The organism is Nesterenkonia rhizosphaerae, from assembly GCF_039544555.1.
Taxonomy (GTDB): domain Bacteria; phylum Actinomycetota; class Actinomycetes; order Actinomycetales; family Micrococcaceae; genus Nesterenkonia; species Nesterenkonia rhizosphaerae.
The window spans coordinates 84011-97932 of record NZ_BAABLW010000003.1; the positions used below are offsets into that span (position 1 = coordinate 84011).

General features: G+C 62.9%; 12 protein-coding genes. 3 read left to right on the forward strand and 9 right to left on the reverse strand.

The features are described 5' to 3' along the window. Positions 1 to 6: 6 nt before the first annotated feature. Complete coding sequence (locus ABEA23_RS03915; RefSeq protein ID WP_345476763.1) at positions 7 to 1770, forward strand: ABC transporter permease; 1764 nt, start codon at positions 7 to 9, stop codon at positions 1768 to 1770. A gap of 111 nt (positions 1771 to 1881) precedes the next feature. On the opposite strand, the gene ABEA23_RS03920 is transcribed toward ABEA23_RS03915, so the two are convergent. Continuing rightward, a complete protein-coding gene (locus ABEA23_RS03920; RefSeq protein WP_260073194.1) occupies positions 1882 to 2904 on the reverse strand; it encodes an LLM class flavin-dependent oxidoreductase in 1023 nt (340 codons plus the stop codon). 171 nt (positions 2905 to 3075) lie between these two features. Here ABEA23_RS03920 and wecB point away from each other — a divergent pair, with 171 nt between their 5' ends. Next, positions 3076 to 4215 (forward strand): non-hydrolyzing UDP-N-acetylglucosamine 2-epimerase, encoded by a 1140-nt coding sequence (wecB, locus tag ABEA23_RS03925; protein WP_345476764.1) that lies wholly within the window; start codon positions 3076 to 3078, stop codon positions 4213 to 4215. 63 nt (positions 4216 to 4278) lie between these two features. Here the strand turns inward: wecB and ABEA23_RS03930 are convergent, their stop codons facing one another. Both ABEA23_RS03930 and glyA read right to left on the reverse strand, forming a co-directional pair. Further along, a complete protein-coding gene (locus ABEA23_RS03930; RefSeq protein ID WP_345476765.1) occupies positions 4279 to 5166 on the reverse strand; it encodes a bifunctional methylenetetrahydrofolate dehydrogenase/methenyltetrahydrofolate cyclohydrolase in 888 nt (295 codons plus the stop codon). Between the two features lie 7 nt (positions 5167 to 5173). After that, positions 5174 to 6469 (reverse strand): serine hydroxymethyltransferase, encoded by a 1296-nt coding sequence (glyA, locus tag ABEA23_RS03935; protein WP_044495938.1) that lies wholly within the window; start codon positions 6467 to 6469, stop codon positions 5174 to 5176. A gap of 111 nt (positions 6470 to 6580) precedes the next feature. Here glyA and ABEA23_RS03940 point away from each other — a divergent pair, with 111 nt between their 5' ends. Beyond that, the gene (locus ABEA23_RS03940; RefSeq protein WP_345476766.1) at positions 6581 to 7069 is read left to right on the forward strand and encodes a Fur family transcriptional regulator; all 489 of its coding nucleotides are present in this window, start codon (positions 6581 to 6583) and stop codon (positions 7067 to 7069) included. A gap of 169 nt (positions 7070 to 7238) precedes the next feature. Here ABEA23_RS03940 and ABEA23_RS03945 read toward each other — a convergent pair whose 3' ends face one another. From ABEA23_RS03945 to ABEA23_RS03970, 6 genes are all read right to left on the reverse strand, one after another. Continuing rightward, a complete protein-coding gene (locus tag ABEA23_RS03945) occupies positions 7239 to 7550 on the reverse strand; it encodes a hypothetical protein (RefSeq protein ID WP_345476767.1) in 312 nt (103 codons plus the stop codon). Between the two features lie 266 nt (positions 7551 to 7816). Next, complete coding sequence (locus ABEA23_RS03950) at positions 7817 to 8725, reverse strand: hypothetical protein (RefSeq protein WP_345476768.1); 909 nt, start codon at positions 8723 to 8725, stop codon at positions 7817 to 7819. 279 nt (positions 8726 to 9004) lie between these two features. After that, entirely contained in the window at positions 9005 to 9979 is a 975-nt protein-coding gene (locus ABEA23_RS03955; protein ID WP_345476769.1) for a hypothetical protein, read from the reverse strand. A gap of 33 nt (positions 9980 to 10012) precedes the next feature. Continuing rightward, a complete protein-coding gene (locus ABEA23_RS03960) occupies positions 10013 to 10909 on the reverse strand; it encodes a hypothetical protein (protein ID WP_345476770.1) in 897 nt (298 codons plus the stop codon). A 117-nt stretch (positions 10910 to 11026) separates the two neighbouring features. Further along, positions 11027 to 12718, reverse strand: coding sequence for an alpha-amylase family protein (locus ABEA23_RS03965; protein ID WP_345476797.1), 1692 nt, complete (start codon positions 12716 to 12718; stop codon positions 11027 to 11029). 79 nt (positions 12719 to 12797) lie between these two features. Next, entirely contained in the window at positions 12798 to 13766 is a 969-nt protein-coding gene (locus ABEA23_RS03970; RefSeq protein ID WP_345476771.1) for a TIGR03885 family FMN-dependent LLM class oxidoreductase, read from the reverse strand. Positions 13767 to 13922: the final 156 nt, after the last annotated feature.

Genomic DNA, 13922 nt, shown 5'->3' on the forward strand with positions numbered 1-13922 from the left:
CACCTCATGACCTCGACCCAAGCGTCCCTTACTACTTCCCCTGCCCAGCAGAAGGACGCGCTGTCTGCCCGCACCGGCCTGCGCGGGGCGCTTTATCAGGCTGAGGCCACGCTGCGGTCCATGCGCGCCTACGGTGGCGTGATCCTTGCCAGCTCCATCTTCCAGCCGATCATGTACATCCTGGCCATGGGGCTGGGCCTCGGCGTGCTCATCGGCGATGGCGCAGACTTCTCTGCCTATGGTGCCCAGAGCTACCTGATGTATATCGCCCCGGCCGTGCTGGCCTCTACTGTGGCGATGTCCGCCGGCATTGAATTCACCTTCCCCGTGATGGAGGGCTTCAAGTGGCGGCGCAAGTACTACGGCGCCCAGGCGACCGCGCTGACTCCGGCGCAGATCGCTTCCGGGCACATCCTGGCGGTCTGCGTCCGGTTCCTGGTGCATTCAGTGGTGTTCATCGCTGTGCTGTATGCCTTCGGTGCGATCACCTCGCCGCTGGCAGTGCTGCAGATCTTCTCCGCCACCCTAGGTGGTCTCGCCATGGGACTTCCGATCATGGCCTATATCTCCACGCTACGGGAGGAGAAGGGACATGCCGCCATCATCCAGCGCTTCATCATGATGCCGCTGTTCCTGTTTTCCGGCACCTTCTACCCGCTGACCAATCTGCCTGCTGCGCTGCAAGTGATCGGCTGGATCTCCCCAATCTGGCATGCCAATGAGTTGGGCCGGGTGCTGGCCTTCGGACAGCCGACGCCGCTGTGGCTGACAGCCCTGCATGCCGGATACCTGCTCGCCGTCGTCGTGATCTCCTGGCGTCTGGTCCAGCGGATTTTCATCCGCCGGCTCGGATATGAGGAGTGGCGCGGGCGTACTCCCGGCGCCAAAGCAGACGCCAAACGGCAAGCCCGTGTGGATGCCAAGGAGACTGCCGCCGGTGCCTATCGCCGCTCTGAAGGAGTGCCCCCGGTGCGGGTGCGCAGTGGCCTGCTGACAAGCATGTACTCCGGCAATATCCGCGCAGTCTTCCAACGTGGCCTATCGGCCATCCGCAATAACCGCGGCGTCATTTTCATCTCCGGCTTCTTGGAGCCAGTGCTGTTCCTCACCAGCTTCGGGCTGGGCATCTCCCCGATGATCTCAGGAGTCGAGGCTGCCGACGGCGGCACCGTCAGCTATGCCGCGTTCATTGCACCCGCGCTATTGGCGGTCTCCGCCATGAACGGTGCGATCTTTGACTCCACCTGGAACGTGTTCTTCAAACTGAAGATCACCAAGCTCTACCAGACCATGATGTCCACCTCGCTGGGTCCCTTGGATGTGGCCGTGGGCGAGATCTTCTTGGCGCTGTTCCGCGGTGGAATCTATGGATTGGGCTTCCTGGGTGTGCTGCTGGCCACCGGGCTGGTTGACCCGCTCTCAGCGCTGCTGATGTGGTTCACTGCGCTGTTCATCGCCCTGGGATTCGCGTCGGTGGGTATGGCTGTCACATCGTTCATGAAGCGGTTCCAGCAGATGGACTGGATGATGATGATCCTGATGCCGATGTTCCTGTTCTCGGCCACGCTGTTTCCCATTGAGGTCTATCCCCAGGGCGTGCAGTGGGTCATTCAGGCGTTCCCGCTGTGGCACGGGGTGGAGCTGATGCGCGACATCGCCTTCTGGGACTTCGGCACCATGACTCTGGTGCACATCGGCTACTACTTGGTGATGGTGGCGGTGGGCATGACCGTGGCGGCTTACCGGATGAAGAAGCTGTTCCTGCGCTGAGCCCCGAACTTAGGTAAAGAAACTGCCGGAACTCCTCCCCTTATTGGGTGAGTTCCGGCAGTTTCTTTACCGTATTTGCGCCGGAGGTAGCTTCGAGGATGACGCGGGAGCTTACTTCCAGCCCAGTGGCTTGGCCACATGCTCCACAAAGTTGCTCATCAGCTGCGCGTTGTAGTCCACACCCAGTTGATTCGGCACGGTGATCAGCAGGGTGTCGGCTTCGGCAATGGCCTCGTCCTTGGCCAGCTCCTCCACCAGGGCATCGGGCTCAGCGGTGTAGCTGCGCCCGAAGATCGCCCGCGTCTTTTCATCGATCATGCCGATCTGATCCTGCGCATCCCGCTGACCCAAGAAGTAGGCGCGGTCCTCATCAGTGACGATCGGAATGATGGAGCGGGAGACCGAAACCCGGGGCTCGAAGCCGTGGTCATGGCGGGCCCACTCCTCGCGGAAGGCGCGGATCTGCTTGGCCTGCTGAATATGGAAGGCCTCGCCGGTCTCATCGTCCTTCAGCGTGGAGCTCATCAGATTCATGCCCCGTTGGGCAGCCCACTCAGCGGTGGCATTGGACCCTGCACCCCACCAGATCCGCTGGCGCAGACCCTCAGAGTGCGGTTCCAGGCGCAGCAGGCCCGGCGGGTTGGGGAACATCGGCCGCGGGTTCGGCTCGGCGAAGCCCTGGCCCTGAAGCACCTGAAGCATCACTTCAGTGTGCCGGCGCGCCATATCCGCTTCCGTCTCACCCTCAGCAGGTGAGTAGCCGAAGTACCGCCAACCCTCGATGACCTGTTCTGGTGAACCGCGAGAGATGCCCAGCTGCAGTCGCCCACCGGAGATCAGGTCAGCGGCCCCGGCGTCCTCGGCGAAGTACATCGGGTTCTCGTACCGCATGTCGATGACACCGGTGCCTATCTCGATGCGTGAGGTGCGTGCGCCCACTGCTGCCAGCAACGGGAAGGGGCTAGCCAGTTGGCGGGCGAAGTGGTGCACACGGAAGTAGGCGCCGTCGACCCCTACTTCCTCGGCAGCAACTGCGAGGTCAATTGACTGCAGGAGCGTGTCCGACGCCGTCTGAGTCTTCGAATGCGGCGACGGCGTCCAGTGCCCGAAGGAAAGGAACCCGATGTTTTTCATATTTGAAGTAACCTCCTAGCCGTGCTGGACATTCCCGTGCCGCTAATGCGCAGCAGTTGTCCTAGGCTGAACTCACCCACGCGACTGGAAAGAACAGCTGCGCGATGCTACCGCCCAAAGGAAAGGTCCACAGTGCAGGAAAGTGTTATTGGATGGTCACCAAAGAAGATCATGCCGGTCTACGGAACCCGGCCCGAAGCTATCAAGATGGCCCCGATCATTCAGGCACTTAGGGCCAGCTCCGACTTTGACCCGGTAGTCACGGTCACCGGTCAACACCGCGAGATGCTGGACCAAGTCAACGATCTCTTCGGCATCACTCCCGACCACGACCTCAACATCATCCAGCCCCGACAGACTCTCAACGGAATCCTCAGTAAGACAGTGTCAGGGCTTCAGGATCTCCTCGCAGAAACCAGGCCAGACGCCGTCGTCGTCCAGGGTGATACCACTGCGGCACTGGGCGGTGCTGTGGCCGCCTTCTACCTGGGCGTCCCAGTGATCCATGTAGAAGCCGGACTGCGTTCTTTCAACCTGTTCTCGCCCTTTCCCGAAGAAGCCAACCGCAAGATGATCTCTCAGGTCGCGTCGCTGCATCTAACGCCCACCTCCGGGTCCAAGCAGAACCTGTTGCGGGAGGCCGTGGCGGAGAAGGACATCGCGGTGACCGGCAATACGGTGATCGATGCCCTGTTGACAGTCGCGCAGCGAGACGTCCCCTTTGCGGAACAAGCGTTGGCAGACGCTGCCGGCAGCGGTCAGCGTCTGCTAGTGGTCACCACCCACCGCCGCGAAAACCAAGGTAGCGCCATGGAAGGTGTAGGACGCGCGCTGGCACGTCTGGCCCAACGGTATCCCGACATGCTCATCGTTCTTCCGGCGCACCGCAATCCTGTGGTGCGGGAGGCTATCCTGCCAGCGCTCAGCGGACGTTCCAATGTAGTGGTGACAGAGCCTCTCCCCTACGCCGAGTTCGCACGGCTGATGAGTCTGGCGCATGTAGTGCTGACTGATTCCGGCGGAGTCCAGGAGGAGGCGCCGTCGCTGGGGAAGCCAGTGCTAGTGATGCGCGAGAACACCGAACGCCCCGAGGCAGTCGAAGCCGGAACTGTGCGGCTGATCGGCACCGAGGAGGAGCGTGTTATTGCTGAGGTCTCAGCGCTCTTTGACGATCCTGACGCCTACCAAGCGATGTCCCGGGCGGTGAACCCCTACGGTGACGGACACGCAGCCGAGCGAACTCTTGCAGCGATTCGTGAGCTCCTGGGTACCGGTCAGCGCGTCTCGGACTTCTCCAACGCCGGATCCTAAAAGGTCGGGAGGGCAGCCACTACCTGCGGTTGCCCTCCCGTCACTGTCGTGTTGAGTCTTGCCTCAGCGCGCGGCGACGGCCTGCTCAGCCGAGAGCACCACGTTCTGCAGCAGCTCCACCCGAGTCATGGGCCCCACGCCGCCGGGATTCGGCGAATACCAGGAGGCAACGTCTTCAATACCGGGGGCGACGTCGCCGTAAATCTTCGCCTTGCCCGTTTCGGGGCTGACCTCTCGGGTCACACCCACATCCAGGACGACGACGCCGGGCTTGAGATCCGCAGGGTCGATCATGTGCTTCACACCTGCAGCAGCGACCACCACGTCGGCGCGCTTGAGGTGCTCAGCGGTGTCCTTCGTGCCGGTGTGGCACAGCGTCACGGTGGCGTTGACGGCGCGCCGGGTCAGCAGCAGTCCGATGGGACGACCGATGGTCACGCCACGGCCGAGAACCACCACATGCTTGCCGTTCAGATCGATGCCGAAGTGCTCCAGTAAGTCCACGCAACCCTTGGGGGTGCATGGCAGCGGAGAGGTGATCTCGTCGTTGACATTGGCCACCAGTCGGCCGAGGTTCATCGGGTGCAGCCCGTCGGCGTCCTTCTCCGGAGCGATGGCCTCGAGGATCTTATTGGTGTCCAGGTGCTTCGGCAGCGGCAGCTGCACGATGTAGCCGGTGCAGGCGTCGTCGTTGTTGAGCTTCTCCAGCTCGGTGAGCAGGTCCGCTTCGGAGATATCCTCGGGCAGCTCCACCTGGATGGAGTTGATGCCTACTTCGGCGCAGTCACGGTGCTTACCGCCCACATAGGACTGGCTGGCCGGATCCGACCCGACCAGAACGGTCCCGAGCCCGGGCACCACGCCCTGCTCCTTCAGTGCGGCCACCCGCTGGGCGAGGTCTGCTTTGATCGCCTTCGCAGTGGCGCGGCCGTCAAGAATCTGTGCAGTCATCAGTTGATCACCACTCCTCGAGGCCCTCGTAGAGCGGGAAGTCGCCGGCCAGCTTGGCCACGCGCGCCTTCAGCGCCTCAAGATCTGCGCCACCCTTCAGCGCCTCGGCAATGATCTCTGCGACCTCACGGAACTCGGTGTCGCCGAATCCACGCGAAGCCAGCGCCGGGGTGCCGATGCGCAGACCCGAGGTGGTCATCGGCGGACGAGGGTCATTGGGCACCGCGTTGCGGTTGACGGTGATGCCGATCTCGTGCAGCAGGTCCTCGGCCTGCTTGCCATCCAGCTCAGAATTGCGCAGGTCCACCAGCACCAGGTGCACATCGGTGCCACCGGTGAGCACAGACACTCCAGCTTCTGCGACATCCGCAGCCACCAGCCGCTCGGCCAGAAGCTGAGCACCCTGCACGGTGCGGCGCTGACGCTCGGCGAACTCCTCAGTGCCGGCGATCTTGAACGCCACAGCCTTCGCGGCGATGGCGTGCATCAGCGGACCACCCTGCTGACCGGGGAACACGGCGGAGTTGATCTTCTTGGCATGCTCCTCCTTGGTGAGGATCATGCCCGATCGTGGACCTGCCAGGGTCTTGTGCACGGTGGTGGTCACCACGTCTGCAAAGGGCACCGGGTTCGGGTGCAGGCCAGCAGCCACCAGCCCGGCAAAATGCGCCATATCCACCCACAGAATCGCGCCAACCTCGTCTGCGATCTCCCGGAACGCAGCGAAGTCCAGCTGGCGCGGGTAGGCGGACCAGCCGGCCACGATCATGTCTGGTTTCTCTGCAAGCGCCTGCTCGCGGACCTTCTCCATATCGATCACACCGGTCTCGGGGTCCACCTCATAGGCGGCGACCTCATAGAACTTGCCGGAGTGATTGAGCTTCATGCCGTGGGTCAGGTGCCCACCGTGGGCCAGTGAGAGGCCCATGAGCTTATCGCCGGGCTTCAGGAACGCGGTCATCACCGCAACGTTGGCCTGCGCACCGGCGTGGGGCTGCACATTGGCGTGGTCTGCGCCGAAGAGCTTCTTGGCGCGTTCGATGGCGAGGTTCTCCGCGACATCAACGAACTCGCAGCCGCCGTAATAGCGCCGGCCCGGGTAGCCTTCGGCGTACTTATTGGTCAGCACCGAACCCTGTGCTTCCAGCACTGCCCGGGGCACGAAGTTCTCGGAGGCGATCATCTCCAGGGTGCCGCGCTGGCGGCCCAGTTCATCGGCAATCGCCTGGGCGATCTCCGGGTCGACGTCGGCCAGGGGGGCGTTGTTCAGGTGCGCGCTGTTGATATTCGCCGGTGTGCTCATGTGATGAGTTCTCCTCAGGAGGACGGGTCGGAAGCCGTCGCCAGTCTATCCGGCTCACCGCGCAGACGAGTTATTGTGAGTTACTCATATTTGCTCGCTAAGATATCTGTTATGACAACCGCGATCCACAGCGTCCCAGGGGATCCGGAGGCTTCTTACGAAGGCTCCGGTGATTTTGAGCGCTGGCCTGCGCTGCTGCGCGAACGAGGGTTACGCGTGACCAAGCAGCGCTTGGCCGTACTGGACGCCGTCGCCGAGAATCCGCACCAGCCTGCAGAAGCAGTCCATGCGGCGGTGGCTCAGAAGCTGCCGGAGATCACCGTGCAGTCGGTCTACACCGTGCTGCATGATCTCACCGCTCATGACCTGCTGCGCCGCTTCGATCCTCCGGGTTCGGCGGCCTGCTATGAGACTCGCACCCATGACAACCACCATCACGCCATCTGCACGGTGTGCGGACGCATCGAGGATGTCGACTGTGTCCACGGTGAGGCTCCCTGCCTGGAGGCTCCGCCCTCGCTGGGGATGACGGTGGAAGTAGCCGATGTGGTGTTCCGCGGCGTCTGCAAGGACTGCGAAGCCGCTCGCAACGCCGCCTAGGACCTCTCCCCTGCCGACACAGACACGTGGAACTCTTATGGATCCACGCGAGCACCCGGGTTGTCCACTGACCTGAAGGAATGACTACTGACACGAAGAACCCCCTGAATGGCTCTGGCCGCTCAGGGGGTTCTTCAGCACTCATCCGCTCGACGGCGGACGCTAGGTGTTACAGATCGTCGTCTTCGTCCTCGCCGACTCCGGGCTGGGCAGGATCGGCCGTGTCCTCAGTGGTGCCCGGATCTGCCGGATCCTCCATGCCGCCGTCGTCAACACTTCCGTCGTCGGTGGTGCCATCATCAACGGTGCCGTCATCTACGGTGCCCTCACCGCCGTCGTCGACTGTGCCGGTGTCTTCAGTGCCGGTGTCTTCAGTGCCACCGCCGTCGTTATCGCATGCGGTCACACCCAGAAGGGCCAGCGAGCCGATGCCGACGATACCTGCGAGGGAGCGAAGCTTGTTGTCTTCGGTAATAGCCATGAAGATTCTTACCTCCGTTTGACTGCACCAGGGTCTGATGCCGGGCGGCCTTTCCGCCTCCACCTCAGTGACGCGCATCACGCGAGCGAGGTGTTCTGCATCCATCATGGACAACCGGATGGGGGTGAGAAAAGCCAGAATGGGCATTCTGCGGCAACTCTGAGAGGACTATGAGCCGCTGTTCAGCCACCAAGGCTGTCATGGGTGATTCATTCAGCCCGGGACCAGCTGACGCCGGGGGTACTCCCCGGTTTCAGCGGCTGCGCCTAGAGGAATTCAGCGACGATGGACTGCAGCTGGTCTGAGCTGATGATCTGGTCGCCTTCGGGCTCCGCGGGCAACTCCACGCTGTTCCACTCGGTGAAGGTTCCGTGAATTTCATGGTCGTCCTCAACCGTGTTGACCTCGCGCAGCAGCGGTTCGTCATGATCGGCAGTGATCACTATCTCGCTCTGCTCTGAGGTGTAGACCCATACCTCCACGTCATCACGGGTCTGGGCCTGTCCGGCATCGAAGTCCGCGGCCCCACCTCGCGATTCGTATTCCTGGCGAAGCCGGTCAATCACCGTTTCCGGGGTCTCTACCGCGTCGGCATATTGTGCTGCTGGAAGGCTGATCCAGCTGCCCTGATCCGACAGGGCACGCCGGACCTCCTCTGCGTCCACGTCGAAGTCCTCAGCATTGGGTCCGGTCACGAAGGTACTGTCCACCAAGTCATCGACGCTCTGGTACACAAGATCCCCGTAGATCAGCACCTCATAGCCGAAGGTGCTGTACCGCATATCCGCCCCGTCGAGCTCTCCGCTGACCAGGATCTCCACCGTGGAGTCATCCTCTAGGTCACGATGCAGCGGGGTAAGCCCGGCGGCTCCGGCGGGCATTTCCATGGTGACTGTCACGCTCTGCTGCGCCGCCGAGGTCTCCCAGATCGCTTCTTCCAGTTCGGCGAGCTCGGGGACATCGGCGAGGTCGCCCTCAGTCTGCAGTTCACCGCTGGGCTCGGCGGCAGTCTCCGTTGACTGCCCTGTTGGCTCCGCTGTTTCTTCGGCAGCGGGTTCTTCCGAGGCACTGCTGGAGGCAGGTGCCGACGACGGGGCAGACCCGGCGGCCTGATCCGCATCACCGGCGAGGTCGCCACCGCAGGAAGTCAAGACCAGCACAGCAGTACTCATCATGCCGGCGCGAGCAAAGCGCCTGGACGCGGACGGTCTGGGTACTGGGGTTCTGGGGGCTGGGGGTCTGGGGGCTAAAGGTCTGGAAGCTGAAGGGCTGGGGGTCATCAGTGGTCACAGTCCGTTCCGTAGTGTCGCTCGTAGTTCTTGCCAGGATCAGCTAGCGGGGTAGGTCAGGGCAAGAGTCCAGTGTTCTCTCCAAAGGGTGAGGCTATGCCAAAAGAGCCGCCCCCGCGGCTGCGGGAGCGGCTCTTGGGCCAACTGATATGGAACTGTAACCGGTCACTGCACCAGCGGCTGGATGATGGCCTCCAGCTCATCGGCGAAGATGATGGTGTCATCCTCGGGGCGTTCGGGCGCATCGGTTTCGTTCCAGTCGGAGAAGTCCACCTGGACCCCACCGTCCTCCACTGCGATGGCCATCAGCAACGGCTCGCTCTCATCGGCAAGCACCACCAGCTCATAGCCGCCCTCGGCGTAGACCCACACGTTCTCGCCGTCGCGGGTCTCCACCTCACCCTCAGCGCTGAGGTCACCAATTTCAGAGCCGCCTGAGATAAAGCCGTATCCATTGCGGAAGTTCTCCAAGAACTGCGCCGGGGTCTCCACACGCTCGGCGTGGGTGGGCGTCACCTCGATCCAGTCGCCCTCAGCGGTGAGCGCGTCGCGTAAGTCCTCCGGGGCAATCTCGGCGGTGACGCCCTGGGCTTCAGCATCGGCCTGGTAGTCACTCACGAATGTGTCCACGGTCTGCAGGTACTGCTCTCCCTCGTCGAAGACCAGGTACTCGCCGCCGCCCTCCTGGGTGTAGGTGGAACCACCGCCGTTGAGGTCCCCGGCGATGGTCATCTGCACGTCCTCGGCTTCGTCTTCAGCGTCCTCAACGTGGGGCAGATCGCCCTCCTCCTGGGTGCCGCCGAGGTTCTCCTGGGCCTGCTCCAGAGCTTCGGCAGTCACGGCCACGTTGATGGTCACCGAGTCCTGCTCCGCGCTGGTCTCCCAGATCTGGTCGATGATCTCATTCAGCGGAGGGGGGTCCATGGTCTCGTCATCGGGCACCGGGCTGGCTTCGTTCTCGCCCTCTTCCCCGGCAATCTCATCGGAGTAGTTGCCCTGCTGCTCCGCACCTGAGGGGTCTACGCCTTCCTGTGCGTTGTCCTCGGGGTAGTCATCTCCGCCCTCGCCTGAATCACCGCAGGCTGTCAGGGCGAGAAGCGCGACGCCGAAGACGCCTGTGGCTCTATAGAACCTGTCCATTACGGTGCTCCTCACGTAGGGGGTCTGCTCTGATTAGGTAGTGGTGGTCGAGTCGTCCCCGGCGGATTCGGCGTCCTCGGAGTCATCGTTATTCTCGGTGATCTCCTCGGTGGGCCAGCCCTGGTCTTCGGCGATGGCCGCAAAAATCTCATCCAGGGTGATGATGCTCTCCGGCGCCTCCGGGGTGGATGATTCGTTCCAGTCACTGAACTGGTAGAAGGACTCCCCTTCGCGAACTTCCAGCAGGTACGGCTCGCCCTCGGCAGCCACCACAAATTCGGTATCGCCCTCATCGGCGCGGTAGACCCAGACTGGGCTGCCCTCGCGGTCCTCGGTGACGGCGCTCATAGAACCCAGCTCCTCGCCGTCGAGTTCCTGCTGCCAGGTGGTGATGACGTCCGCGGCGGAGAACACGCTGCCATCCCCGCCGTCGGTGAACTGCACCCAGGCATCGGCCACAGTTTCTTCGATGAAGGACTCATCCACTGCTTCAGCGATGTCTTCATCGAGTTCACTGATCAGCAGGGCTGCGAAGTCTTCCCCGCGGAAGTACTCCTCGCCTTCGACGGCGCGCTGGGTGAAGCTATTGCCGCCTGCGGTGAAGCTCATCTCCGAGTTGGTGCCATCAACGGCACCGGTGATCTGCAGGTCGCCTACGGCGTCGTCGTCCACCCCGTCGAAGAGTGCATCCAGATCAGCGTCGCCTGCCTGGACTTCGCCGCTGATGGTCACCGAGTCAGCGGCCAGCATTGCTGAGAAGACCTCTTCGCGAATCTCCCCGAACTGCGGTGTCCCCGCCGGTGATGCCCCGTCCAGCTCGGAGGCGTCGAAGGGGTTTCCGCAGGCACTGAGCGCGGTGACGGCCACCAGGGCCACACCTGCCAACGGGGCGCGGTGTGCGGCGGAGGTTCGGGATGGGCGTGTGGTCACTGAAGTGATGCCTCCTGAATCAGTGGATCCCCGTGATGCTAGTCACGGAGACTGAATGGCGCCTTAGCAGCAGCCGGACGGTCGGTAATGAGTATGACCCTTCAGGATAGCGCCGACTCAGACCAGACGCGGGTCATCCGCGCGCTTGATCCGCAGCCACCGGTAGCCGTAACCCTCCAGCTGAGATTCTGTGGAACTGTCCTGATCCAGCTCGCAGGACTCCTCGGACATCAGGTCCACCAGCTGTGTGCCGGGCTCTTCCTCTTCGAGGGTAAGCGGGACGACGACGGGCTCCGGTCCCAGATTATGCAGCAACACCATAGAGCGGTCCTTCCAGGTGACATGGTGAGCCAGCACCGAGGTATTCGGCTGATCCAGCACGGCGTAGTCACCCCAGCCCAGTTCCGGGGATTCACGGTATCGCTTCGCCAACCGGGTGATGTGATGCAGCAGCGAGTCCTTATTGCGCCTGCAGTCCGCCGCGTTGACATGGGCAGGCCCGTAGGGGCCCTCGGTGACTTGGCGGGCCAGCTTGGAGGGGGCAGCGCTGGAGAATCCGCCGTTCTTCTCATCGGTCCACTGCATCGGGGTGCGCACGGCTTCGCGCCCATCAACCTCCAGGTTCTCGCCCATGCCGATCTCTTCGCCGTAGAAGAGCACCGGGGTGCCGGGTAGGGCGAAGAGCAGCGAGTAGGCCATCTTCAGTCGGCGCGGGTCGCCGTCGAACATGGGAGGAAGACGACGCCGCAGCCCGCGTCCGGCGAACCGGTGTTCCTCTTCTGGTCCGAAGGTATCCAGCACCTCCTTCTGCTCGTCTTCAGGCAGCAGGTCAAGGGTCAGCTCGTCATGGTTGCGCAGGAAGTTCGCATACTGCGGCTCCACACCGATGTCCTTGGGACGGGAGTTCAGCGCCTCGATCAGCGGGGCAGCGTCTTGGCGTGCCAGCGCCAGGAAGGTTTTCTGGTTGGTGTAGAAGTCGAACTGCATGGTCAGCTGATCGCCATCGGAACCGCCGAAGAATGTCAGCTGTTCCTCATGTGGCAGGTTGACCTCCCCCAGCATGATCGCAGCTCCGTTTCCGGAGGAGCGGCGGGCGAGGAAGGCGCGCAGGCTGCGCAGATAGTCGTGGGGCTCTTCGAGTTCGTTCTTGTCATGACCTTCGAAGGTGGTCTGGTTGATGGCGAAAGGCACCGCGTCCACGCGGAAGCCGTCCACGCCCAGTTGCAGCCAGAAGCCCATGGTTTTGGCGATCGCGTCACGGACCTGCGGATTGGCGGTGTTCAGGTCCGGCTGGGTGTGCAGGAAGTGGTGCAGGTACCACTCCCCAGTTTTCTCATCATGGGTCCAGATACCGTTCTCCGAGTCGGGGAACATGCTCTCCTCGGAGGTATCCGGCGGGGTGTCGGAGCGCCAGACGTAGAAGTCCCGGTAGGGGTTGTCCTTGGACGCCCGGGCTTTGCGGAACCACGGATGCTGGTCAGAGGTGTGGTTGATGACCAGGTCGATGATCACGCGCAGACCACGATCGTGGGCAATGCGCACCAGTTCAACGAAGTCGCCGTGGTTGCCGTACCGGGGGTCCACTCCGTACATGTCGGCGATGTCATATCCGTTGTCTCGCCGCGGCGAGGGATAGAAGGGCATCAGCCACAGGCAGGTGACCCCGATTTCTGCCAGGTAGTCCACCCGTTGGGCCAGGCCGTTGAGATCGCCGATACCGTCGCCGTCGGAGTCCAGGAAAGTCTCCGGGTCGATGCAGTAGACAATCGCGTTCTTGTACCAGAGGTCTGCGGTCTCAGTGATGCGCATCGGGTCTTCGGCCTTCCTTCGGCTGTCCTGGTCTTCCTCGTGATGCTGCGCGGCGGTGTCGTTCAGCTGCTGGTGCTGTTCAGCTGCTTTGACGAAGTTCCGGCAGCACATGCTCACCGAAGGTCTCGATGAAAGGCTGCTGGTGTTGGCCCACATGGTGCAGATAGACGGCGTCGAAACCGCTCTGAACAGCGTGCTGAATCCACTCGGTGTGCTGGGCGGCGGAATGTGAGGTCCAGACCGCTTCTAGGACGTTTTCGCGGGGCACAGTATCAGCGGCGGCATCAAAATGTGCCGGTGTGGGCAGGTCCTGATCCAGCGGGGGGCCAAAGACGTTACTGCGCCACTGGTCGTAGGCGATCTCCTCAGCCGCGGCCTGCGAGGGCGCCCAGCTGAGGTGGATCTGCAGCATGGCCGGCCCTTCTCCGCCGGCGTCCCGATAGGCGCTGAGTACGTCGTTCTGCACGTCACCGGCCTGGTTTAGGGTGATCAGCCCTCCGGCCCATCGAGCTGCACGCCGGGCCGATTCTTCGGTGACGCAGGCGGCGTAGAGCGGAATGGGATTCTCCGGCCGGTCATAGAGGTAAGCATCGTCGACCTCGACGAAGCCCTTATGCCCGGAGATCCACTGCCCTGCATGAAGCTGGCTGATGATCTTGGCGGACTCTTCCAGGCGCCGCCGCCGGTCGTTCTGACCGAGCCACTTCTCACCGGTGATGTGTTCGTTCATCGCTTGTCCGGCCCCTAGCGCCACCCAGTAGCGACCGGGGAACATCTCCCCCAGAGTGGCGGTGGCCTGAGCGACGACGGCGGGGTGGTAGCGCTGGCCGGGGGCGCACACCGAGCCGATCGGGAAGGAGGTGGTGGCCAGGGCCGCCCCGAGCCAGGAGAAGGTGAAGCCGGAGTGGCCTTGCCGCTCTGACCAGGGAAAGAAATGATCCGAGCTCATTGCGGCATCAAATCCGGCTTCCTCGGCGCGCTGCACATCGCGCAGCAGTTGGGAAGGGGCGATCTGCTCCTGGGAGGCGTGGAATCCGATGGTCGTCATGTTCTACTCACCCAACGTTGGCGGCCATGTGTTTGTTAGGGAGCGACTTTATGAGAGCTCGCCGTGCGCGCCGTGTGTGCCAGCTGGACACCCCCTGGATGCGGTCAGGAGGGCGCGGCGCGGGCCATCAACCACGCGCGGCCGTACCGGGTCAGA

What these genes read in the sequence shown, in the direction of transcription:
- ABEA23_RS03915 (WP_345476763.1), top strand. Translation starts at nt 7, where the DNA reads ATGACCTCGACCCAAGCGTCCCTTACTACTTCCCCTGCCCAGCAGAAG.
- ABEA23_RS03920 (WP_260073194.1), bottom strand. Translation starts at nt 2,904, where the DNA reads ATGAAAAACATCGGGTTCCTTTCCTTCGGGCACTGGACGCCGTCGCCG.
- wecB (WP_345476764.1), top strand. Translation starts at nt 3,076, where the DNA reads ATGCCGGTCTACGGAACCCGGCCCGAAGCTATCAAGATGGCCCCGATC.
- ABEA23_RS03930 (WP_345476765.1), bottom strand. Translation starts at nt 5,166, where the DNA reads ATGACTGCACAGATTCTTGACGGCCGCGCCACTGCGAAGGCGATCAAA.
- glyA (WP_044495938.1), bottom strand. Translation starts at nt 6,469, where the DNA reads ATGAGCACACCGGCGAATATCAACAGCGCGCACCTGAACAACGCCCCC.
- ABEA23_RS03940 (WP_345476766.1), top strand. Translation starts at nt 6,581, where the DNA reads ATGACAACCGCGATCCACAGCGTCCCAGGGGATCCGGAGGCTTCTTAC.
- ABEA23_RS03945 (WP_345476767.1), bottom strand. Translation starts at nt 7,550, where the DNA reads ATGGCTATTACCGAAGACAACAAGCTTCGCTCCCTCGCAGGTATCGTC.
- ABEA23_RS03950 (WP_345476768.1), bottom strand. Translation starts at nt 8,725, where the DNA reads ATGATGAGTACTGCTGTGCTGGTCTTGACTTCCTGCGGTGGCGACCTC.
- ABEA23_RS03955 (WP_345476769.1), bottom strand. Translation starts at nt 9,979, where the DNA reads ATGGACAGGTTCTATAGAGCCACAGGCGTCTTCGGCGTCGCGCTTCTC.
- ABEA23_RS03965 (WP_345476797.1), bottom strand. Translation starts at nt 12,718, where the DNA reads ATGCGCATCACTGAGACCGCAGACCTCTGGTACAAGAACGCGATTGTC.
- ABEA23_RS03970 (WP_345476771.1), bottom strand. Translation starts at nt 13,766, where the DNA reads ATGACGACCATCGGATTCCACGCCTCCCAGGAGCAGATCGCCCCTTCC.